This is a genomic window from Micromonospora sp. LOL_014 (genome assembly GCF_048060245.1).
Lineage (GTDB): Bacteria > Actinomycetota > Actinomycetes > Mycobacteriales > Micromonosporaceae > Micromonospora_E.
Map to the genome: position 1 here is coordinate 12,343 of NZ_JBHMIP010000034.1, position 23,007 is coordinate 35,349.

Below are 23,007 nucleotides of genomic sequence, written 5' to 3' on the forward strand. Positions count from 1 at the left end.
CCAGTGGGCCTGAACCTGACCCAGAAGCTGATCGCCGGCCACCTCGTGACGGGTGAGCCCATTCCGGGCAGCCTGATCACGCTCCGCATCGACCAGACCCTCTGCCCCGACACGACCGGGGTCACCGTCATGTTGGAGCTGGAGGCGATGGGGCTGGTCGCCCCGCGAACCGAGCTCTCAGCCGTCTACGTCGACCACAATCTGCTGCAGATTGACGAGCGCAGCGCCGACGACCACCGGTTTCTCCGGTCCGCCTGTCGGCACTTCGGTCTCTGGTACTCCCCGGCCGGGAACGGGATCAGCCACGCCGTCCACATGCAGCGCTTCGGCGTACCCGGCCGGACCCTGGTCGGCGCCGACTCACACACGCCCGCCGCGGGAAGCCTCGGCATGCTCGCGATCGGGGTCGGCGGCCTCGAGGTCGCGCTGGCGATCGCCGGTCGACCCTTGCCGCTGCGGATGCCCGAGGTCTGGGGCGTCGAGCTGACCGGAGCGCTGCCGGAATGGGTCTCCGCCAAGGACGTGATCCTGGAGCTGCTGCGCCGGCACGGTGTGGCAGGCGCAGCAGGCCGGGTGATCGAATATCACGGCCCCGGCCTGACCGCCCTCACCGCCATGGACCGGCACGTCATCGCGAACATGGGCACCGAGCTCGGCGCGGTCACCAGCGTGTTCCCCGCCGATGAGGAGGTCCGCCGGTTCCTGGAGCAGGAGGGACGCGGGGCCGACCACACCGAACTGCGCGCCGATCCGGACGCCGGCTACGACGCGTACGAGCGGATCGCGCTCGACCAGCTCGAACCGCTGATCGCCCTCCCGCCCAGTCCCGGCAACGTGGTCGCGGTGGCCCAGGTCGCCGGGGCGCCGATCGGGCAGGCGTACCTCGGCTCGTCGGCGAATCCCGGGCTGCGTGACCTGGCCGTGCCGGCGCTGCTGGTCCGCGACCGGCAGGTCGCCGCCGGGGTGAGCTTCGACATCAACCCGGCCAGCCGGCAGACGTTGCAGACCCTCGTCGGCGAGGGTCTGCTGGCGCCGCTGTTGCAGGCTGGCGCCCGGCTGCACCAGGCCGGCTGCAACGGTTGCGTCGGGATGGGTCAGGCGCCGGCCTCCGGGTTGCCCTCGCTGCGGACCACCCCCCGCAACTTCGCGGGACGTTCCGGCACCCGCGACGACCTGGTCCACCTGGTTTCACCGGAGACGGCGACCGCCTCGGCGTTGATCGGGCGGATCACCGACCCGAGGGAACTGCCCGATCTGCTCGGTATCGACTGTCCCCGGTACGTCGAACCACCCGCCGGGCGCTACGTCGTCAACGACCAGGTTCTCCTGCGGCCGCCGCCGCCCGGCGGGGTACGGGAATCGCTGACGAAGGGGCCGAACATCAAGTCCCTGCCCGTCTTCACCGGCCTGCCGGAGTCCTTTGAAGGGCTGGTACTGCTCAAACTCGGCGACGATGTCTCCACCGACGAGATCCTCCCCGGCGGTCAGCGGGTGCTGCCGCTGCGTTCCGACATCCCGGCCACCGCCGAATTCACCTACCAGCGGATCGACCCCGGTTACGTCGGCCGGGCCAGGGCCGCCGCCGGCGGGCACCTCGTCGTCGCCGGGGAGAACTTCGGGCAGGGCTCCTCGCGGGAGCACGCCGTCCTCGCGCCACGCTACCTCGGCCTACGAGTCACGATCGCCAAGAGCTACTCGCGGATCTACTGGCGGAACCTGGCGAACTTCGGGGTGCTCGCCCTCGAGTTCGTTGATGCCGGTGACCACGACGGCATCACCGAGGGTGACCTGCTCGCCCTCGACCAACCCCGGCGGGCACTCGCCGAGGGCGGACCGATCACGGTCCAGAATCTCACCCGCGCCACCACGTTCCTGACCACGCATCGACTCGACGGCGAGCAGGTCGCCATGGTTCTCGCGGGCAGTCTGCTCGACGTGGTGCGTACGGCCAGCCAGCCACAGACCTCAGAGGAAAGCTGATGCGGGGAGAACCCGAACTTAAGGCCGCTGATGGCGGAACGACGCCGACGCAGGTCTCGGTGCCGGGGCGGAATCTGGCGCCGGTGACCGGTCCGTCGGCTGACCCGGCCCCGGCTGACCCGGCCCCGGCTGACCCGGCCCCGGCCGACCAGCTGAAGGACACCTCGTCGGGCGAGAAGCTGCCGCCGTTGGGGCCGGTGGCGGCGATCATCCGGCGGGCCTGCCTGATTGGTGTCCTGCCTGCGTTCTCGGTGATCTACCTCTGGCAGGCGATGACGATCACCCTGCCGGCCCGGACCCTGATCGTCTCGCCACGGGGATTTCCAACGCTGCTCGGCGTACTGATGGTGATCGTGACGGTGGCCATCGCAGGAACCGAACTCCTGAAGATTCATCGAGACCGCCGGGCCCGCGCCGCCGGAACGGAGGTGGCCGACGACGTGGACGACGAAACGGACCGGATCACCTCCTGGCGGGACGCCTGGGCCACCGTCGCAGCCCTGGTCGCCTACATCATGCTCTTCTCGACGCTCGGTTTCCTCGTCTCGACGGCGCTCTTCCTCGCCGGCCTTTCCACCTACCTGACCCCGAAGAAGTGGCCGCGTAACGTCATCGTCGCGGTGTTCTTCGCTGGCGCGGTGCACCTGATCTTCACCGAGCTGCTCGGGGTCCAGCTGCCCGCCGGCATCCTCACCGGATTGATCTGATCATGGACGCCTTCGGGAACCTCTTCGCCGCCTTCGGCACGGTCCTGCAGCCGGAGTACCTGCTCTACGCGCTGATCGGCGCCGCCATCGGGATGGCTGTCGGCGTGCTGCCGGGCCTCGGCCCGTCGGTCACGATGGCCCTGCTGCTGCCCGTCGTCTTCGCCCTCGGCGATCCAACCGGTGCAATCATCATGTTCGCCGGAATCTTCTACGGCGCCATGTACGGCGGCGCGACGACTTCGATCCTGCTCAGTACCCCGGGGGAGTCCTCCTCCGTGGTCACGGTCCTCGACGGCTATCGGATGACGCTCTCTGGTCGGGCCGGGGCGGCGTTGCTCGCCGCCGCCATGGGGTCGTTCGTCGCCGGCATCCTCGCCACCTTCGGTTTGGCGCTGGTTGCCGAACCGCTGGCCCGGGTGGCGCTCACCTTCGGGCCAGCGGAGTACTTCGCGTTTGCCGTACTCGCCCTGGCCACGACGAGCATGCTCGGTGGCCGGCCGCTCAAGGCCGCCTTCTCCGCGCTGCTCGGCCTGGCGATCGGCACGATCGGCATCCACGCGGTCAGCGGGACCAACCGGTTCACGTATGGGGTCCTCGCCATCTACAACGGCATCGACTTCGAACTCGTCACGATCGGGATCTTCGCCGTCGTCGAGGTGCTCTTCGTCCTCGGCGCGGTCCGCCGCTCCGGTAAATCCCGGGGCCGGGCGCTTGTCGGCAAGTTGTTGATGACGGCGCAGGAGTGGCGCCGCTGCGTCGGACCGTGGCTGCGGGGAGCCACGCTCGGCTTCGCCGTCGGTTCGCTTCCCGGTGCTGGCGCCACGGTCGCCTCTTACCTGTCGTACGGCGTGGAGCGCAACATCAGCAAGACCCCGGAGATGTTCGGCCGGGGCAAGGGAATGATCGAGGGGCTCGCCGGTCCGGAGGCGGCGAACAACGCGGCGGCCGGCGGCTCCCTGGTTCCGTTGCTCGCGCTCGGTATCCCGGGGTCAGCGGCGACGGCGGTGATGCTCGGCGCGTTGCAGGGCTTCGGGGTCAAGACCGGACCGCTGCTGCTGCGCGACAACCCCGACTTCGTCTGGGCCGTCATCGCCAGCATGCTCGTCGGCAACCTGATGCTGATCGTCCTCAACATCCCACTGATCGGACTCTGGGTCCGGCTGCTGAGCGTGCCGACCGCACTGCTCTACCCGATGATCCTGGTCGTCTCCACCGTCGGCGTCTTCAGCCTCGCCCGCAACGCCACCGATCTCAAATTGATGATCATATTCGCCATGGTCGGGCTGGTATTGCGGATCTGCGACTTCCCGCTGGCACCGGCCGTCCTGGGATTGGTGCTCGGTCCGTTGATGGAGGAGCAGTGGGGCAGAGGACTCACCGCATCCCGGGGTGACTGGACGATCTTCGTCGGGTCCCCGACCTCCCGGGTCATCATGCTGCTCGCCCTCGCCGTCGCCACGCTGCCGCTCACCCAGCGGGCCGTACGTACCGTCCGGGCTCGCCAGCACAGCAGGGTCGAGGCGTGACCGGATCACACCCGCACGGGGCCGTGACCGGATCGCTCGACGGACTCGTGACCGGACCGCTCAACGGGAAGGAACGAACGCACATGAACATCGCCGAGGAGAACTCCGGGGCCGTCGCCTCAGGGGAGCGGACCGGTGGGCAGGTGCTCGTCGATCAGTTGCTGCTCCACGGTGTCGACACCGTCTTCTGCGTACCCGGCGAGAGCTACCTCGCCGCCACCAACGCGATCTACGACGCCGGTGACGCCATCTCGCTCTACGTCGGCCGCCACGAGGGTGGTGCGGCGACAATGGCGGAGGCGTACGGCAAGCTCACCGGCGAGCCGGGCATCTGCTTCGTGACCCGGGGGCCGGGAGCCACCAACGCCAGCATCGCGGTGCACACCGCGCAGCAGGACTCCACACCGATGATCCTCTTCGTCGGCCAGGTCAGCTTGGGGCACATCGGTCGGGAGGCGTTCCAGGAGCTTGACTACCGGCAGGTCTTCTCCGGCCTGGCGAAGTGGGCCACCCAGGTCGACGATCCCGGTCGGCTGCCCGAGATCGTGCACCGGGCCTTCGTGACTGCGACCTCGGGCCGGCCCGGCCCGGTCGTCGTGGCGCTGCCGGAGAACGTCCTCTCGGCGCTGGTCCGGGTGCCGGACGCGCGCCGCTACCAGCGGGTCCAGGCGAACCCGGCCAGCTCGGACCTGGCCAGCCTGACCGATGCCCTCGTCGCGGCGCGCCGCCCGCTGCTGGTGGTCGGCGGCGGCGGCTGGAACGAGGCGGCGGCCGGCCAGGTAACCCGGTTCGCGCGGGAGTGGGACATTCCGGCGGCGACCTCGTTTCGCCGACAGGATCTCGTCGACCACCGCTCGGAGTGCTACGTCGGCAGCCTCGGCCCCGGTGCCGGCCAGGAACTCGGCCGCCGGATCAGTGAGGCGGACCTGTTGGTCGTGGTCGGCGCGCGGCTCGGCGACATGACGACAGCGGGTTACTCGCTGGTCGAGGCGCCACGGTCGCGGCAGCGGCTGATCCACGTGCACGCCAGCCCGGAGGAGCTGGGGCGGGTCTACCAGCCGGACCTGGCGATCAACTCCGGTCCGCGTGAGTTCAGCGCGCGGCTCGCCGCGCTGCGACCACCGCGTACGACATGGTCGCCACCGTGGGCGGCCTGGCGCGAGGAGGCCCGCGCCGCCCACCTGGAGCGCTCGACCCCCGGCCCGTCGGCGCTCGCCGTCGATCTGGCGCAGGTGGTCGCGCACCTGAGCCGGACTGTGCCGGGGGACACCGTCATCACCAACGGCGCCGGCAACTACACAGCCTGGTGTCACCGTTTCTACGAGTTCACCGAGCATCCGACCCAGCTCGGTCCGACCAGCGGTGCCATGGGGTACGGCCTGCCCGCCGCCCTCGCCGCGAAGATCGTCTTTCCGGACCGGACCGTGGTCGCCTTCGCCGGTGACGGCTGCCTGATGATGACCGGCCAGGAGCTGGCCACGGCCATGCAGTACGACCTGCGGGTCATCGTCATAGTTGCCAACAACAACCAGTTCGGCACGATCAGGTTGCATCAGGAGAAGCGTTACCCCGGCCGGGTGATCGGCACCGAACTCCGAAACCCGGACTTCGTGGCCTTCGCCGAGTCGTTCGGCGCGCACGCCGAGCAGGTGCGGCGGACCGAGGACTTCCCCGCCGCGCTGCGCAGGGCGCGCGAGGCCGGGCGGGCAGCTCTGATCGAGTTGGTCACCGATGCCGACCAGTCGACCCCGGACACCCGGCTCGGCGCCGTACGAGCGGCGGCGACGGCGACACGAGAGGAAGAGGCATGAGATTCGCCCGCGTACGTGGTGCCGACGGTCCGGCCTGGGGCATCGTCCGCGACGACAACCTGCACTACATCGACACCGACCCGTACCGGGAGTACCGGGAAACCGGTGAGGTCGTCGCGGTCGCGGCGGCGCAACTGCTCGCCCCGGTCACCCCGTCAAAGCTGCTCTGCCTCGGCAAGAACTACGAGGCGCACCGGGCCGAGATGGGGTTCACCAATGAAGGTGTGCCGTCGATCTTCATGAAGCCGCCGACCACCCTGGTCGGTCCCGGCGACGCGGTGGTACTGCCGCCCCGGACGATGAGCACCCACGTCGAGCACGAGGCGGAGTTGGCCGTCGTGATCGGCCGGGCCGCCCGTTTCGTGTCGGAGGCCGACGCCCTTGATCATGTCCTCGGCTATACCTGCGCCAACGACGTAAGCGCCCGGGACCTGCAGCGCGCCGACCCGCACCCGACCCGGGGTAAGGGTTTCGACACGTTCTGCCCGATCGGCCCCTGGATCGGGACCGACATTGACATCGACACCGGTGTCGACGTGCGGTGCCGGGTCAACGGGGACCTGCGTCAGGAGGGGTCGACGACCCAGATGACGTTCGGCGTCCGGTTCTTGGTCAGCTACATCTCGCAGTTCACGACCCTTTTGCCCGGGGACGTCCTGCTGACCGGTTCGCCTGGTGGCACCGGTGCGCTGGTGCCCGGCGATGAGGTAGAGATCGAGGTCGGTGGGGTCGGCGTGCTGCGCCACCACGTCGTCGCCTCCCCTCGGCCGTGACCGCCGCCCGGGGTGGCCACCCGGACCGCCCGATTGCGCAGCCAGTCCGAGAAGGAGACGACAATGCCAACCTTTAGCGAGCAGGAACTACGCGACGTCCTTGAGAAGATCTACCAGGCCAAGGGGGCAACGCCGCAGGAGGCGGCGACGGTCGCCCGGCACCAGGTGGAGGCGAACCTGGTCGGCCACGACTCGCACGGGGTCATCCGGACCATGGCGTACGCGGCGGCGATCGACAAGGGACACATCGTTCCTGGCGCGAGGTACGAGATCGAGCGGGAGATCCCGACGTCGGCCGTGATCAACGGCAACTGGGGTTTCGGGTTCGTGGTCACCGAGCGGGCGATGCGGGAGACGATCGGCAAGGCCCGCGAGAGCGGCGTCGCGATGGCGACCGTTCACCATCAGAGCCACGTCGGCCGGCTCGGCGGCTACGCCACGATGGCGGCCGAGGAGGGCATGATCGCCATGATGATGGCCGACTCCGGTCTCGGGCCGAAGTCGGTGGCGCCCTTTGGCGGACGGACCTCTCGGCTCGGTACCAACCCGATCTGCTTCGCCGCGCCTAACAGCGATGGCGACGGTCCGGTTCTGCTGGACATGGCGACGTCGGCGGTCGCGATCGGCAAGTTGCACGTGGCCCGCAGCCGGGGTGACCAGATCCCGACCGGCTGGATCCTCGACAAGGACGGCAAGCCGACCACCGATCCGAACGACTACTACGACGGCGGCACCGTGCTTCCGCTCGGCGGAGACCAGGCGCACAAGGGCTACGGCCTCTCCTTCGTAGTGGAGATGTTCTGCGGTCTGCTGACCGGACTCGGGTTCGGCATCGACCCGAAGGGCCGGCACAACGACGGGATCTTCATCGCCGTCTTCGACGTCGCCCGCCTGCGGGACCTGGCGGACTTCCAGCGCTCCGTCGCCGACTTCATCGACTACCTCAAGCAGACGCCGGTCGCCGAGGGATTCGACGAGGTGCTCTACCCGGGCGAGTTGGAGCTCCGGACCGCTGCGCGGCGCCGCGAGTCGGGCATCGAGATCGACGACGCCACCTGGCAGGGCCTATTCGGCCTGCTCGACGACCTCGGTCTGTCCCGATGACGCAGCAGCCGACTCCGCGGCCGCCTTCGCCCGCCGGCCGGCCAGCCGTCTTCGTCACCCAGCCGATCGACGAGACGGCCCTGACCTGGCTAGCCGGCCGGGCCGATCTCCGGTTCGGCTTCGGATCGGCGGCCGAGCGGCTCGCCGACGTGATCGAGGGCGTGGATGGGTTGCTCATCCGGACCGAGAAGCTGGACGCGGCGCTGCTGCGCCGGGCCCGACGGCTCCGGGTTATCTGCCGGGTCGGCGTAGGATTGGATAATGTGGACGTTGCGGCGGCCAGTGCCGCTCGGGTGCCGGTCTTCAACACCGCCGGATCCAACGCCCGATCAGTGACCGAGCTGACCTTCGCCCTGGCGCTGGCGGTGCTACGGCAGATCCCGCGGTGGGACCGGGCCGTACGCGAGGGACGGTTCGCCGACCGGGAACAGGATCCCGGTGGCGAACTCTCTGGGAAGCGGTGGGGGATCGTCGGCCTGGGCCACATCGGAGTCGAGGTCGCCCGTACGGCCCGGCACGGTTTCGGTATGGAGGTGCTCGCCTACCACCCGACCCGGCCGGCGAGCTGGATCACCGAGCGGGGCGCCGAGGCGGCCCTCGGCCTGCCCGACCTGCTGAGCCGCAGTGACGTGGTCTCCCTGCACGTGCCGCGGTCGGCGGGCACCCGCAACCTGCTCGGCCCGGCGCAGTTCGCCGTCATGCGGGAGGGATCGGTGCTGGTCGACGTCTCGCGCGGTGGTGTGGTTGACGAGGTGGCGCTCCACGAGGCACTCGCGTCGGGGCGTCTGGCCGGCGCCGGTATCGACGTCTTTGCCGCGGAACCGCCGCCGGATGACGATCCTCTCTTCGCGTTGCCGAACGTGGTCCTGTCGCCACACCGGGCCGGGCGGACCCGGGACGCCACCCGACGACAGGGAGACCTGGCGGTCCGCCGAATCGTCGACGTTCTGGGGGGTGCGGGCGCGGCGGGCGCGGTCAACGAGGCCGAAATCGGCCCGGGCGGGGCTTAGCCGATGCAATGCCGCGGAGGCCGGGTCGGTATCTTTCTCGTGGGGATTCTCCCACCAGGATGGTACGCCGAGTGGAGAGACGATGACGCTGGGATCTCCTCATCCCGGGGGGGGAACGTGATGGCTGATCGGGTCAACACCACGGATCGCGTACACGCGATGCTGCGGGAGTCGATCATCTCTGGTGAACTGAAGGCGGGATCGCTGCACTCCGTCTACAAGCTCGCCGACGCCTACGGAGTCTCCCGTACCCCGGTCCGCGAAGCGGTCCTGCGGCTGGCCGACACGGGCATGGTCCGGGTCGAGCGCAACCGGGGCATCCGGATCCGTGGCGTCACGGTCGACGACATCCGGGAGGTCTTCGAACTCCGTCTGATCATGGAGGTTCCGGCGGCGTCGTACGCGGCGGTGTACGGCGGCGAGGAACTCCAGGCAGCCCTCCGGGAGCAGCTCGCGGCGATGCACGAGGCGGCGCGGGGCAACGACGAAGCCCGGTTCATGAAGCATGACCGGGCGCTGCACGACGCGATCAGTTCAGTGCTGGGCAACCGGCGGCTCTCGGCCGGCGTCGCCGCACTGCGGGACGCCACTCAGGCGCGGGGCGCGTCAACCGTGCACCGCTCCCGGGACCTGGCGGAGATCGAACGCGAGCACGCGCCGATCCTCGACGCGCTTGCCGCCGGGGACCCGGCAGCGGCGGCCGCTCGGATGGGTGGACACATCGTCCGCACCGGAACCCTGCTGATGCGGCAGGTGGCCGAGGTCAGCGGCGAGCAGGTGCCGACGACCTGGGCAGACCCGCTCCTCGTCCACCTGGGGATCGACGTTGTCGAGCCGGCCGGGGTGCTTGCCCAGGCTAGCGAGGCAACCACCGTCGTGTGAGGCGACCGAGGCGTTGTATGCCCCGTCGGGTCTGCGTCACGAGCGGATGATCGGGGACCTGCTGCCTATCGTCATGGGTATGGCCGACAGTGGTCGCGTGATCGCCGTGTTGTGCGACCAGATCGGTGGCACGGGGACGTGCAACTCACCCGGTCCCCTTGGGGAGGACGCCGCGCAGGCGTGAAAATGGTGGGTAGGTCGCCCGCCGACGCCGAACGATCTTGGTCTCATGAGGCTGTGTGCAAGTCTGGCGCCGGGGCCACGGACCTCACGGGTCACGCATTGTCGCTTCGAGCACGCCGGTCAGATTTTCGGTTCCCGACCGAGGCCCCCGGGCGGCCTACCCACTGGTCGATCATGGTTGCACGAAAGGGAACAAGGGGATGGGTGGCAGGCCGGTCGAGGAGATCCCGGACGCCGACAGTGAACAGGTCTGGCGGCGGGTGTGTGCCGTCGATGTGGCGAAGGAGTCCGGGATGGTGTGTACCCGGCTGCCGTCCGGGAGCGGGCGGCGGGTGAGCCGGGTGTGGAAGGTCGCGGCGACCACGAACGCGGTGGGTGACCTCGCCGCCGAACTGGTCGCGGCGGGGGTGGAGAAGGTCACCGTGGAGAGCACGTCGGACTACTGGCGGATCTGGTTCTACCTGTTCGAGGCGGCGGGTCTGGACGTGCAGCTGGTCAACGCCCGGGACGTCCGTAACGTGCCCGGACGGCCGAAGACCGACAAACTCGACGCGGTGTGGCTGGCCAAGCTGACGGAGAAGGGCCTGTTGCGGCCGTCGTTCGTGCCGCCGGCGGCGATCCGGGCGTTGCGGGACTACACCCGGATGCGGGTGGACCTGGTCCGGGACCGGACCCGCTACTGGTCGAGGCTGGAGAAACTCCTCGAGGACGCCCTGATCAAGGTGTCGTCGGTGGCGTCGACGTTGAAGACGCTCTCGACGCGGGACATGGTCGAGGCGTTGATCGCCGGTGAACGTGACCCTCAGGTCCTCGCCTCGCTGGCACACGGGCGGCTACGTCGCAGACACGACGCTCTGGTGGAGGGAGCCTGTCCGGATTTCTGTGGTGCGCCGGGATAAACCGGCATGGAGGAGGAGATGGAAGAGCTCTACGCCGAAGGGGTAGCGACCCACGGCGGCCCCGAGTCATGCGCTGACGTCTGTGAGGGCGTTGGTGAAGCGTTGACAGGGGTACGTGCAGGCCAGGCTATTGAGCCTCGAAATTTCGGGATCGGGGTGCCGACGCTGTCACAGAGGTGGAAGGCAACACTGCTGGGGGCGTTTTCGCGAGCCCTCGGTGGGCCCCGCGGGGTCAGAGAACCAGGGCATGTATGGAACCTCCATGTGCGAGAACCGGGAGGGCCCGTGTCCGCCCATCCAGTTGATCACTGGACGGGCCGTTCAGGGAACGCTGAGGCGGTACGCCTGAGATGAACGGGCATGGGCAGTCGGATCGTCCCGTAGTACCTGCGATCCTGCCGAACAAGGCCACGGAGGTGGCTGCGGAGGTGGGGGAGGAAAGGGGACGAGCCAAGGGGAACACGGCCGGCAAAACGCGTCCCGGACTCAGTGCCGGAACCGATGCGTCCAGTGCGCTGGGTCGTGTGCGTGAGGTAGCACGGCGGGATAAGGATGCGCGGTTCACCGCGCTGCTGCACCACGTCAGCCTCGGTCGACTCCGGAGGGCCTACTGGGCGATCCGTCCGGGGGCCGCGCCGGGGGTGGACGGGGTGACGTGGGCCGACTATGGGCAGGATCTGGAGGCCAACCTCCTGGACCTGCATGGGCGGGTGCAGTCGGGGCATTACCGGGCCAAGCCGAGTAGGCGGGTCTACATTCCGAAGGCGGACGGGCGGCTTCGGCCGCTTGGGATTGCCTCGCTGGAGGACAAGATTGTCCAGCGGGCCGTCGTCGAGGTGCTGAACGCTGTCTACGAGGTGGACTTCCGGGGCTTCTCGTATGGGTTCCGGCCGGGACGTGGTCCGCGTGATGCGTTGGACGCGCTCGCGGTGGGGATCGAACGGAAGCGGGTGAACTGGGTGCTCGATGCGGATATCCGCGACTTCTTCGGCCAGCTTGATCGGTCCTGGCTGCGGGGGTTCCTGGAGCACCGGATCGCGGATAGGCGGGTCCTGCGGCTGGTTGACAAGTGGCTGGCTGCAGGGGTTGTCGAGGACGGGGAATGGTCGGCGACGGAGCAGGGATCGCCGCAGGGGGCATCGGCTTCGCCACTGCTCGCCAACGTGTACCTGCATCACGTCCTCGACGTGTGGGCCGACTGGTGGAGACGCCGCCACGCGCAGGGTGATGTGATCATTGTGCGGTGGGCGGACGACTTCATCGTCGGGTTCGAGCACGAGCGGGATGCGCGGCGGTTCCGGGACGAGCTGCGCGAGCGGTTCGCGCGGTTCGGGCTGGAACTGCATCCGGACAAGACCCGGCTGGTCGAGTTCGGGCGGCACGCCGCCGAGCGTCGACGCAAGCGGGGGCTGGGTAAGCCGGAGACGTTCGACTTCCTGGGCTTCACGCACATTTGTGCGAAGTCCAGGTCAGGGCGGTTCTGGCTGCGTCGTATCACGGTCTCGAAACGGGCGCGGGCGAAGCTTCGAGAGGTCAACGACCAGATCAAGCGCCGCCGGCATCAGTCCATCCCGGAGCAGGGGCGGTGGGTGGCCAGTGTGGTGCGAGGCCACGCGGCCTACTACGCCGTGCCCGGCAACATCGATGCGGTATCGACCTTCCGGTACCAGGTGACCCGGCAGTGGTATGCGGCGTTGCGGCGGCGTAGCCAGCGCACGCGGCTGACCTGGGTGCGGATGGGCCGTATCGCGACTCGATGGATACCGAAGGTCCGCGTGATGCATCCGTTCCCGGCAGTGCGCTTCGCTGCCAGGACCTGAGGCAGGAGCCCCGTGCGGTAGTTCCGCATGCGGGGATCTGTGCGGGGGGCCGTCCGTGAGGGCGGTCCCTACCGCGACTAACGGATGTCAGCAGAAGTCCGTTGGGCGGCAGCTGCTGGCGGCCCTGATGCGGTCTGTGATCATTGAAGTGTTCGAGGTACTCGCCGACCACGGCTCCCGCGTGGCGTTCGTTGTAGATCAGAACGTGGTCGAGGCACTCCTGTCGGAGGCTGCGGCCGAAGCGCTCGATGAAACAGTTCGCGCGGGGCGTCCGCGGCGCGTCTTGATCACCCGGATGCCTTCGCTGGTGAAGACCTCGTCGAACGCGGCCGTGTACTTGGAGTCGCGGTCACGGATCAGGAACCGGAACCGGTCGGTCCGTTCGCGGTGGTGAGCGACGACGTTGCGGGCGGCCGGGGCGGTCCACTGCTGGGTGGGGTGGGCGGTGACGCCGAGTAGGTGGGCCCGGCGGGTGGCGACCTCCATGATCACCAGGAGGTACAGGCGTCGCAGCCCGATCGTGTCGACGTGGAAGAAGCCGATGGCCAGCAGGCTCTTGGCCTGGTTGCGGAGGAAGGCTCGCCAACTGGTGTCGCTGGCTCGTGGCGCAGGGTCGACCCGGTGGCGGGGCAGGATCCGCCGGACGGTGGCGAACGCGATCTGGTGACCCAGCCGTGCGAGTTCGCCCTGGATCCGCCGGAAGCCCCAACGCGGATTGTCGCGTGCCATCTCCATCACCAGTTCGCGGAACTCGTCGCCGACCGGTGGCCGGCCCTTCCTGCGAGGCTGTGTCCAGCGCCGGCGAACGAGCCGGCGGTGCCAGTCCAGCAGCGTCGCCGGAGTCACCAACCGATGGAGGCGAATCGGCCGGGGTAGGAGTTGTGCCAGTCCGGCCAGGATCGCCCGGTCCGGCCACGACAGACACGGGCGGCCCCGAATCTGCCGGCGCAGGATGGCGACCTCGTGCCGCAGTGCGAGCACCTCGGCCAGCAATGCGGTGTCGCCGTGCGGGCCAGTAGTCCCAGCCCACCGAACACCCGGATCATGAACAGATACAGCAGCCGCACCGCCTTACAACGATGATCATCGCAACGCTGGCGGAGATGTCTCACTGCATGTGCGGTCCGGCCTTCTCCGTGATCCGCGCCGATCTTCAACATGCCAGGCCATGACCCGGTCCCGGACCGCGTCGGCGGCCTGACAGTCGGTCAGGTTCTCCGAGAACTGCAACGCACTGGCGGTCATCAACTGTGCCGGGGAGATCCCCGGCCGTCCCCGGACCCCGAACGCCGCCGAGAACCGGGCGTCGTCGTACACCTGGCCGAGTTCGTCACGGATCCGCGTCGCGAGGTTCCCGTTCCGGAACGCCGCCCGCGCCATCCGCGCGGTCTGCTCCGGAACGTCTGGCCACGGCCTCGGTTGCATCGACATGACCAAACGACCCTACTGACCCGCCAAAGGAGACGGGTACACGGCCGAATAAGCCATCAGGGTCCCTCTATGCCTCAAAACAAGCACACGATACCGTACCATCGAGGTATCCGGATCGAACGATATCAGGCAGCGCCCCAAATGTGTTCCGGTTTCATGTTTACTGGAGCTTCGACCGCTCCGAATGGAGGTTGGCATCACGTCGGCAGGAGATATCGCTCGATCGCTAGACGCAACCCGGTCAGGGCTTGCCCGCATCGTCAAGGCTCTCGCAGCTGCCGGAACAGCCATCCACCAGCAGCAAGGGCAACTCAGCGAACTGACCCGCGGGGCGAGCCATCCAGCCGCCAGCCAGGCCGTCGCTGCCGCCGCAGCGGCTGTCCAACGCCTGCAAGAGGCTGCCGAACTCACCTCAGCCGCAGGTCGAGACCTGCTCGACTACACCCGTAGAATCATCGGCGAGCCGACAGCAGCCCCTTCGGACAGGTCTGGCCCCTACGACGCCACCTCGTCCATAGCAGCCGGCGGACGTCTGCTTCCCGATCAAGTCGAGCGGTTAAGGAGCGACCTCCCGGGTGCGGTCGAACCAGGGACCGGGCAAAAGACACATGGGCGATGGATCGACCCGGACACAGGGGTTGTCCGGCACGCCATCAGCGGCAAGGATGACGACCAGGATCGGGTGGACAGGCACCTACGCGACGAGGGCATCCCCAGACTTCCGCAGCGCACCGGAGACATCGAGATGAAGGTTGCCATGCAGATGCGAGATCGCGGCATCCGCCACCTCGATATCGTCCTCAACAACGTGCCTTGCAGAGGCCGGCTCGGCTGCGATGGAATGCTTCCGATCCTACTCCCGGAAGGCAGCTCCATCACCGTGCACGGTCCAAACTTCCGCAAGACCTACACAGGGGGTGCCCGCCCGTGGTGGCGCTAGAAGTCTGGTTCGACCAGGTCCCCGAGAACGACTTCGGCACCGGCGACCCGGCAATCATCGTCGACGACCTGACCGGCCTCGACAATTTGATCGAGCACATCCTGACCGCCACGACGGATCGCCAGATCCCCTCAGTCGTTCAGGCAAACCTGCTAGGCGCAGATGGTCTCCCCATAATCGAAGCAGGGATCGGTCGCGGCCGAGGATTCATCTCATACACTGACCACAACGGTGGCTTCTATTCGATCGGGGACCCTAGCCGCAGCGGCGATGCCGTCTACGACTACATGGGAAACGAACACGTCGTCCCCGCCAGCGCTGAGATTCCGCTGAGCGAGGTCCGCCAGTGGCTGGCCGAGTTCATTGCCACCGGCGGACCATCCGCCGCCGTCCCGCTGGCTCCCGAGGTCGGCTAGCGGCGGCTCAGGATCCTCTAGAAGAGGGCGTCGGGGCGGGGAAACAAGGCGTCGTCGAAGGCAGGGAGCAGCGCCTCCGGTTCCTGAGGTTTTCGGGGGCGCGGGGCAGACTTGGTCGACTTGCGTGGTGTGCGGCGTGCGCCACTGTGCAGGCCCTCGCGGTTCTCTTCGTCGTAACGCTTGTGGTTGAGCTCCAGCAGGCGATCAAGGATCTCGACCTGCACCGCCGGGTTGATCGTGTAGCGAGTGCCCTGCCGGGTCTCGTGGAAGCCGTGGTTGAGCTGCAGGTCGGACCAGCCGTACGCCTCGGCAACCGCCTTGTCGATCTCGACGTGGATCTCCCGCAACCGCCGGATGTCCGCGCTGGCCACGCCCTCGTCGTGGACCAGGTTATAGAGCTTCGTCAGCCCCAACCCCCGCCCCAACATCACCGACCGCCGGTACGAGTCCAACTCCTCACCAACCCGGTCCATGCGGCCCGTCAACACTGGCTGCGGGAAGGTCTCGAACCCATCGGAAGGCGTATAGCGAAGTCGAGTTTCGAGGGTGGACCCACCTTTACCAGTCCACCAGGCAAAATGGACTATGCTCGACAGCAGCGTCAGATGCTCGAAGCGATTGGTTGCGAATACACCAAGCATATGCGAGAAGACTTGTCCGGTCGGCACCGTAATCGGCAGCCCGGTCTTACTGACGAGTGCGATGGCGAGGACGCGGTCGAGTCCTTTGATGGCCCTGTTCCGTGCCAGACCAAGGCGCGCATATCTCCACCAGAGTTCACGATAGTCACGCTGGTTCGTGGCTTGACGCTGCGCCTTAACTTTACGTTCGACAATGGCAAAGCAGTCTGGGTACCGCTGGGCGCGTTCGATCGACCAGTCGTGGAAGTTGATGACCCAGCGGGTGGCTGAGCAGTCCGGACTGGTGTTCAGGTCTTCACCATTGAGGTAGGGGAAGAGGACGTCCTTGTTGCGCGGGTCCTTGGTGATCAGCGCCTGCGCCTGCTCCGGCTCAAGGATGAAACCGGTACCGAGGACATACGAGCCGATGAACGACTGGCCGGCGTTGGCGGTGAGGCGGTATGGGTTGCCGGTCACTCGGGACTCGGCGTCGAGCGACGGAGTGATGCCCCGCACCTTGCGGCCGTCGAGGATGCGCTCCTCGCCGCTGCCGGCGTGCCCCACCCAGAGCAGTGACACCTCCAACGAGGCGGTGCCCGGCCACGGCTGCGACTTGTTCGCCCGGTAGATCGTCCAGCCCATGTCGATCGCCTGGTCCAGGCCGACCTCACGGGTGTCACCCTGGGCGATCGTGTTCGTGGCGATCAGCCCGACCCGACCCTTCCCGGTCACCGCCAGTTTGCGCAGCAGGAAGTACGAGCACAGGTCGGCGTTACCGGGCTTGTCGCGGGCAATCCGCTGCTTCAGATACTCGCGCAGGTCGACGCCGATCGCCCCGGAGACCTTCTTCCCGCCGATGAACGGTGGGTTGGCGATGACGGCGTCGAAGCCGGCGCGGTTGATGACCTCCGGGAACTCCAGCGGCCAGTGCAGTGGGCGGATCGGGGCGGGGCGGCTGCCGCGCAGCCAGCCGCTGATCGTGTCGGTCAACTGCCGGGTCTGCTCCGCCGACGCCTGGTCGTGCAGCACCGCGTACACCTGGTCGCTGATCGCCGACAGCCGGTCGTCGTACTTGTACTCCGGGTCGTCGTCGGGGTCGTCGGCCGGATCCCACGGGCGGCGCTGTGCCCGTACGGCGGTGGACAGCGCCGCGCCCACGACGGCGTCGGCGGCCAGCCGCAGCCCGTCCCCCATCTGCTCGATCAGGCCCAGCTTCGCCGCCTTGTCGGCGGCGTCGCGGGTGTCCTGCACCACGCTCGCCTCGATCTGCTCCCGCAGCTCGGTCATCTCGGCGACCAGCTCGTGCAGCCGGTCGGTGACCGAGCCGTAGAGCCGGGCGTGCAACGAACGGCCCTGCTCCGGGTCCAGGTGGAAGGCGGTCAGCTGGTCCAGCGAGGTGATGCCGACCAGCGAGTCACCGCAGCGCAGCGCGTGGTCGAGGAAGCCGAACGGTCGCCCCTTGGCCAGGGTGACCAGCCACAGCGACAGCTTCGCCAACTCGACGGCCATGTCGTCGCGGTCCACCCCGTACAGGCAGCGGGCGGCGACCATCCGACGGGCCGCCAGCCGCAGATCCTCCTCGGTGCGGCCGTCGGCGGGCAGGTCGGCCAGCTCGGCCGGCAGCTTGTCGCGCTGCCAGGCTCGCACCACCACCTCGGCCAGGTAGCGGCAGGCAGCCACCAGGAACGCGCCGGAACCCATCGCCGGGTCCAGCACCTTCAGGCGCAGCAGCTCATCCGCGCTCTTCGCCCGCCACACGCCTTCCTCGGCGACGCCCTGCGCCGGGCCGGGCGCGAAACACAACGGCGCCAGGGTGTGCCGGACGACCTCCTCGGCCAGCTCCTTCGGCGTGTAGTGGGTGCCGGTGGCCCGTCGGTCGCCGACCTGGGTGAACAGCACCGACCCGGCCGGGAAGATCGTCGGCAGGCCGCGCAGGTCGGTGCGGAGCAGCCCCCAGTACGGGCGGGCCCGCTCGGCCAGGTCGGCGTTGTTGTCGCAGGCGGCGTGCAGCGCCGCCACCTCGTCCGGCCGGGGCGTGCGGGCCAACGCCTTCGTCACCTGGCCGGCGGTCAGCCCACAGCGTTTGACCAGCCAGCCGCGGAACTCCGGCTCACCGAGCGCGGCCTGCTCGACCAGCTCGGTCAGCGGCAGCTCCGGCTCCAGTTTGCCGATCAACCCGACGTGCGGCTGATCCACCCGCAGGCAGGAGAAGTCGAGCAGTCCTTCGTAGACGTGGCCGATCTGCTCCACCCCGAGGCTGGAGTAGCTGAGCTGCTCGGCGGCCTTGCCCCGGTGGCGCAGCACCAGCAGCGCGTCCAGGATCTCCAGGATGACCCGGTCGGTGACCGCCGCCCGGTGCAGCCAGCCGAACCGGGCCGGGTCGAACAGCGACCCGCCGTGCGCCGGGATCATCAGGTCCGGGTGGGTGCAGCCGCCGTGCACCGCCGCGAACAGGGCCAGTAGCCGGGGCCAGGCCGCCGCCCGCCGGTCGGTCACCTCCTCGCTGTACAGGTCCCGCGCCAGGCTCAGCTGGGCGTGCAGCGTGGTCGCCGCGTACGCCTCCTGGTAGAGCGGGTCACCGAGCGGCAGCAGCCGCTGCTCCTCGGCGTACAGCAGGAAGACCAGCCGCATCAGCACCGTCAACGCGCCCCGGTAGATCTCCCGGTCGGCGACGTCGCGCAGCAGTTCCCCGCCGGATTCGCGGTCCAGCCGGGCCAGCTCGCCGACGAACAGCTCCACCGCCCGGCGGACCTGGTCACCGAGGGTGGTGGTGACCTGGGTGAGGGCTTCGGCGCTGCGGACGAACAACCCGGCGAGGCTGGTCGACGCGGTGCCGTCCGGGTTGGCGGCCGGCGGCAGCACCCGGGTCGCCGCCAGCAGGGTGGCGAACGCCCGCAGCAGCAGCGGCTCCTCCAACCACAGGTCGGCGTCGAAGACGGCGACTCCGGTGGCGGTGCCGGGGCGGGCGTGCACCAGCGCCCAGTGCTGGCCGTTGGTGAGCAGCGCCACCGGGGTGCGGGTGTCGCGGCACAGCTGTGCGGCCTGCTCGGTGGGTGCCGGCCGGTCGCCGTCCGGCCTGGTCAGCGGGGTGTCAGCCGGCAGGTGGTAGACGTGCAGCCGGGCGGCCCGGCCGCCGCCGGGCTCCGGCCCGTACATGATCCAGTCGGGTCGACGGCGACGCCGGTCGGCGCCGGCGAGGATCTCCGACGGCAGCGCGGTGCCGTCGCCACGGGCGCTGGCCGGGTAGCGCAGCAGCTCGGTCAGGATCAGCTCCACCCAGGCCGGGGCGAGCAGGTCCGGCGGGGCGTCGAGGATCTCACCCCAGCCTTGGCGGATCCGCTGGCGGACCTCGTCGGGCACGGTGTCCAGGCCGTCGGGCAGGGCGGCGGTCAGCACCGGCACGGTCAGGAACGGCCCGTCCGGGCCGAGCAGGCCGAGCCATTCGGCGTGCTGTTCGTCGGCACGTTGCGGAGCCGGCCGGTACGGGCGACGGCCGGCAGTGACTGCGGTGGCGGTGCTTCGGGTGGACGGCATCAGCGGGCACCTCGGGCGAGGGAGGCGGGCACCAGGCAGGTGACGGCGGCGGGGAACCAGCGGGCGGCCGGGTCGGCGTAGCGGCGGCGCAGCGCGTCGGTTTCCCGCTGCCGCTGCGCCGGGATGTCGCGTAGCCGGGCCCGCAGGGCGTCCCGGTCGGCGTGCAGTTGTTCGCGTTCCAGCTCGAACAGCGACGGCTGTTCCCAGGACGGCGTGTCGTCGAGGCGGGCCCGGATGTTGGCCGCCAGCTCGTCGAGCACCGCCTCGATCGCGGTGACCTCCTCGGCGCAGCGCTGCTCCAGCAGGCTGTACAGGCTGCGTTTGCGCTGGTCGGCGCGGACGGCGAGGGCCCGGCTGAGCGGCTCGGACAGCGTCGGCCACAGCTCGACGAGCTGGCCCAGCATCGGCTCCGCCGGTGTCTCGTCGGTGGCGGCGGCGAGTAGCGCGTCCAGCTCCTCCTGGCGGGCGCGGGTCAGTTTGCCGGCGACGATCGGCCCGCCCGCGGTGATGATCTCCTCGTGCAGTCGGGTGCCTTCCGTGCCGGTGATCACCACCCGGCCGTGGGCGATCAGCGCCGGGCTGCGCAGCAGGTCGCCGGGGACGATCCGGGCGGTGACCCGGTGCAGCCGCTTCCCGGTGCCCGCGTCGGGGCCGGTGCCGGCACCGGAGGTGCTGCCGCCGGTCCGCGACCACAGTTCGGCGCGCAGCAGCCGCAGGCACATGCCGACCAGCCGATGCCCGAGGTGCAGCAGCACCACGTCGGTACGGCCCTTCGCGGCGTCCGGGTCGAACGTGACCGGCCTTTCCCGGCCGGTGACCGGATGCAGCAGACCGTCGGTGCGGGCCGTCGCCCACGCGCCCGGCAGCTCCGGCAGCCGGAACCAGGTGCCGGTGGCGTCCGCCGGGGTCGGGGCCACGATCAGGTCGCGGCGGTGCGCCAGCCGCAGCGCCGTGCGGACCACCCGCTCCACCGTGGCCGGGGTCAGGTTCAGCTGGGTACGGCTGGCATGCAGCTTCTCGGTGAGCCGCTGCAGTTCACGGGCCAGGTCCCGCTCGTACCGTAGCCGGGCACGGCTGGCCCGCTGGCCGATCTCGGCGTCGGTTGCCCGCCAGTCCGTACGCTTGCCGGTCATCTTCTGCTCGACCTGGGTGGCGATGACCTCACCGGCGCTGCCCAGGTCGGTGCGGATCGCCTCGACCTTCTCCACAGCCAGCCGCAGGAACGCCAGCTCGTCCTCAAGGGACCCGTCGGTGTAGTCGGCGTGCTGCCAGCCGGCCGGGACGAAGTGCAGCACCTGCACCTCGGCGGCCCGTTGACCGTGCCGGTCGATGCGGCCGTTGCGCTGCTCCAGCCGGTTGGGGTTCCACGGGATCTCCCAGTGCAGCAGCCGGTGGCAGTGGCGCTGCAGGTTGATGCCTTCGCTGGCGGCGTCGGTGGCCAGCAGCACCCGTACCGGGTCCAGGGCCGGGTCCTCGGTGAACACGTTCTTGACCTGTTCGCGGTCCTGCGGGTCCTGGCCGCCGAACAGCAACGCGATCCGTTCCGCCGGGTAGCCGGCGGTGATCAGCCGTTCGTGCAGCCAGCGCTGGGTGTCGCGGTACTCGGTGAAGATGATGACCCGTTCGCCGGACCAGTCGCCGCCCGGCCGCACGATCGGGTCCAGCCAGGCGCGCAGCGCGGTGAACTTGGCGTCCGGCTGGTGCTGCGCCGACCGGGCCCAGGTCTGCAGCTCGGTGAGCAGCGCCTTTTCCTGGGTGGACAGCGGCGGCGCCCAGCGGCGTACGGCGGTCAGGGCGTCGGTTTCGACCTCGCCGTACGCCTCGTCGTCCTCGGCGGTCTCGTCGAGCCGGTCGATCGCCGGTCGCAGCACCTTGTCGGCCTTGTCGCGTACCGGTGCGGTGTCGGCGGGGTGGCCGTCGGTGCGGGCGGACATCGTGGCCAGGTGGGTGTCGACGGTTTCGGCGAACGCCTTCGGTGACGAGAAGAGCCGGCGTTTGAGCAGCGTGGTGACGAAGTCGGCGGCGAGCTGCCCGGCCCGGTCGGCGGCGGCGTCGCGGCGGCTGGCGGCGTAGCGCGACAGCAGCTCGTGGGCGTGCCGTTCGGCGGCCGGGTAGTCGACTTCAAGGTAGTCGAGGCGGCGCACCGGGAACCGTGGGGTGCCGTCCCACCTCCGTGGCAGTTCATTTTTGAGCCGGCGGACCATCACCCGGGCCAGTTGCTCGTCGGTCGGTTTCACCCCTCGGGCGAAGCGTTGGTCGTCGAGCAGCTCCAGCAGCGCGGTGAACGACTCCAGGTAGCCGTTGTGCGGGGTCGCCGACAGGAACAGCCGGTGCTCGCAGTGCGGGGCGAGGGTCCGGATCGCCTTCGTCCGCTGGGAGTCGGTGGCGTAGCGGCCCCGGCCGGCCGGCGCGCAGGTGTGGATCTCGTCGACCACGAGCAGGTCGATGGCGCGCGGGTAGCGGGGGGCGGTCGGCAGCACCTCGCGGAGCAGCCGCAGCGGGCGGTCGCGTTTGAGCCAGTCGACGCTGACGATCAACCGGGGGTAGTGGGTCCACGGGTTCGCGTACAGGCCTCGGCTGCGTCGCAGGTCACGCAGCAGTGCGCTGTCGACGATGCGGAATTCGAGGCCGAACTTGTCGCGCATTTCGTCGCGCCACTGCCGGGTCAGCCCGGCCGGGCAGACGATCACCATCGTCCGGGCCCGGTGCCGCAACATCAACTCCTGCATGACCAGGCCGGATTCAATTGTCTTACCCAGTCCGACATCATCGGCAATCAATAGATTGGTCCGCGGCATGGACAGCGCCCGCACCACCGGGTCGAGCTGGTAATCCTCGATCTCCACGCCGGAACGGAACGGGGCCTGCAACGCCGTACGGTCGGCCGAGGCAATCGCACCCCAACGGACCGCGTCGAGGAATGCGTCCAGTTGGGCCGGGTCGTCGAACCCGTCACCCGGACCGGGCAGGACGGTGGAGTCGTGCACCGCCCGACCGGGCTCCAACTCCCAGACCACCCGCAACTCCTCGTCGCGGGCATCGTCCTCGACGCTGATCAGCTGCACCAGGTGCGGCGCCTGCCCGGTGAACACGTGCGGATCGGCGCTGGCGACCTCGCCGCGATGCACCTGCGCCGCCACCCACCTGCGGTTTCGTACCGTTACCAGTTGGCCTTCGGCGGGCGCCGCCGACTGCTCCGTCAGGGTTGGGACAGCCGATCCGGCACGCTGAGCATCGTCGATAGTTTGGTGCGAAGTGTCCGAACGGCCCATTCCATACGTACGTGCCTCCACTCTGCACCTTTCGTCGTTTCCTGAGCCCGGGACCACTGCGTAACATGGGCTCTCCGCGAACGCAGGCGTGCAGGTTAG

15 protein-coding genes and 1 pseudogene are annotated in these 23,007 nt (G+C 69.2%); 12 read left to right on the forward strand and 4 right to left on the reverse strand.

The features are described from left to right. Nucleotides 1-3 precede the first annotated feature (3 nt). The 10 genes and pseudogenes from ACFHW1_RS24745 to ltrA form a co-directional block, all read left to right on the forward strand. The gene (locus tag ACFHW1_RS24745; protein ID WP_416551068.1) at nt 4-1,980 is read left to right on the forward strand and encodes an aconitate hydratase; all 1,977 of its coding nucleotides are present in this window, start codon (nt 4-6) and stop codon (nt 1,978-1,980) included. Then, nucleotides 1,980-2,687, forward strand: a complete 708-nt coding sequence (locus ACFHW1_RS24750; protein ID WP_416616216.1) for a tripartite tricarboxylate transporter TctB family protein — start codon at nt 1,980-1,982, stop codon at nt 2,685-2,687. The genes ACFHW1_RS24745 and ACFHW1_RS24750 overlap by 1 nt, the downstream gene beginning before the upstream one ends. Nucleotides 2,688-2,689: 2 nt before the next feature. Then, nucleotides 2,690-4,213, forward strand: a complete 1,524-nt coding sequence (locus ACFHW1_RS24755; protein WP_416551064.1) for a tripartite tricarboxylate transporter permease — start codon at nt 2,690-2,692, stop codon at nt 4,211-4,213. Continuing rightward, nucleotides 4,210-6,024, forward strand: a complete 1,815-nt coding sequence (locus tag ACFHW1_RS24760) for a thiamine pyrophosphate-binding protein (RefSeq protein WP_416551063.1) — start codon at nt 4,210-4,212, stop codon at nt 6,022-6,024. Before ACFHW1_RS24755 ends, ACFHW1_RS24760 begins: the two co-directional genes overlap by 4 nt. Beyond that, complete coding sequence (locus ACFHW1_RS24765) at nt 6,021-6,797, forward strand: fumarylacetoacetate hydrolase family protein (RefSeq protein ID WP_416551062.1); 777 nt, start codon at nt 6,021-6,023, stop codon at nt 6,795-6,797. The genes ACFHW1_RS24760 and ACFHW1_RS24765 overlap by 4 nt, the downstream gene beginning before the upstream one ends. 63 nt (nt 6,798-6,860) lie before the next feature. Next, entirely contained in the window at nt 6,861-7,901 is a 1,041-nt protein-coding gene (locus tag ACFHW1_RS24770; RefSeq protein WP_416551061.1) for an Ldh family oxidoreductase, read from the forward strand. Continuing rightward, entirely contained in the window at nt 7,898-8,911 is a 1,014-nt protein-coding gene (locus ACFHW1_RS24775; RefSeq protein WP_416551060.1) for a hydroxyacid dehydrogenase, read from the forward strand. Before ACFHW1_RS24770 ends, ACFHW1_RS24775 begins: the two co-directional genes overlap by 4 nt. Nucleotides 8,912-9,031: 120 nt before the next feature. Next, nucleotides 9,032-9,793, forward strand: a complete 762-nt coding sequence (locus ACFHW1_RS24780; RefSeq protein ID WP_416551059.1) for a GntR family transcriptional regulator — start codon at nt 9,032-9,034, stop codon at nt 9,791-9,793. Between the two features lie 383 nt (nt 9,794-10,176). After that, nucleotides 10,177-10,875, forward strand: coding sequence for an IS110 family transposase (locus tag ACFHW1_RS24785; protein ID WP_416551058.1), 699 nt, complete (start codon nt 10,177-10,179; stop codon nt 10,873-10,875). 350 nt (nt 10,876-11,225) lie between these two features. Beyond that, nucleotides 11,226-12,521 (forward strand): annotated as a pseudogene (ltrA, locus tag ACFHW1_RS24790) (group II intron reverse transcriptase/maturase); the annotation flags it as partial. Here ltrA and ACFHW1_RS24795 read toward each other — a convergent pair. Further along, nucleotides 12,421-12,945: an integrase core domain-containing protein gene (locus tag ACFHW1_RS24795; RefSeq protein ID WP_416551108.1), complete on the reverse strand. Its 525-nt coding sequence runs from the start codon at nt 12,943-12,945 to the stop codon at nt 12,421-12,423. The pseudogene ltrA and the gene ACFHW1_RS24795 overlap by 101 nt on opposite strands. Then, nucleotides 12,894-13,688 (reverse strand): helix-turn-helix domain-containing protein, encoded by a 795-nt coding sequence (locus ACFHW1_RS24800; RefSeq protein ID WP_416616218.1) that lies wholly within the window; start codon nt 13,686-13,688, stop codon nt 12,894-12,896. The genes ACFHW1_RS24795 and ACFHW1_RS24800 overlap by 52 nt, the downstream gene beginning before the upstream one ends. Before the next feature lie 622 nt (nt 13,689-14,310). Between ACFHW1_RS24800 and ACFHW1_RS24805 the strand changes: the two genes are divergently transcribed. Further along, on the forward strand, nt 14,311-15,066 hold the full coding sequence (locus tag ACFHW1_RS24805) for a DddA-like double-stranded DNA deaminase toxin (protein ID WP_416551056.1): 756 nt from the start codon (nt 14,311-14,313) through the stop codon (nt 15,064-15,066). Next, nucleotides 15,057-15,482 (forward strand): Imm1 family immunity protein, encoded by a 426-nt coding sequence (locus tag ACFHW1_RS24810; RefSeq protein ID WP_416616220.1) that lies wholly within the window; start codon nt 15,057-15,059, stop codon nt 15,480-15,482. Before ACFHW1_RS24805 ends, ACFHW1_RS24810 begins: the two co-directional genes overlap by 10 nt. Before the next feature lie 17 nt (nt 15,483-15,499). Here the strand turns inward: ACFHW1_RS24810 and ACFHW1_RS24815 are convergent, their stop codons facing one another. Continuing rightward, the gene (locus ACFHW1_RS24815; RefSeq protein WP_416616222.1) at nt 15,500-19,636 is read right to left on the reverse strand and encodes an Eco57I restriction-modification methylase domain-containing protein; all 4,137 of its coding nucleotides are present in this window, start codon (nt 19,634-19,636) and stop codon (nt 15,500-15,502) included. Then, a complete protein-coding gene (gene drmD / locus ACFHW1_RS24820; protein WP_416551107.1) occupies nt 19,636-22,908 on the reverse strand; it encodes a DISARM system SNF2-like helicase DrmD in 3,273 nt (1,090 codons plus the stop codon). The genes ACFHW1_RS24815 and drmD overlap by 1 nt, the downstream gene beginning before the upstream one ends. Between the last annotated feature and the right edge of the window lie 99 nt (nt 22,909-23,007).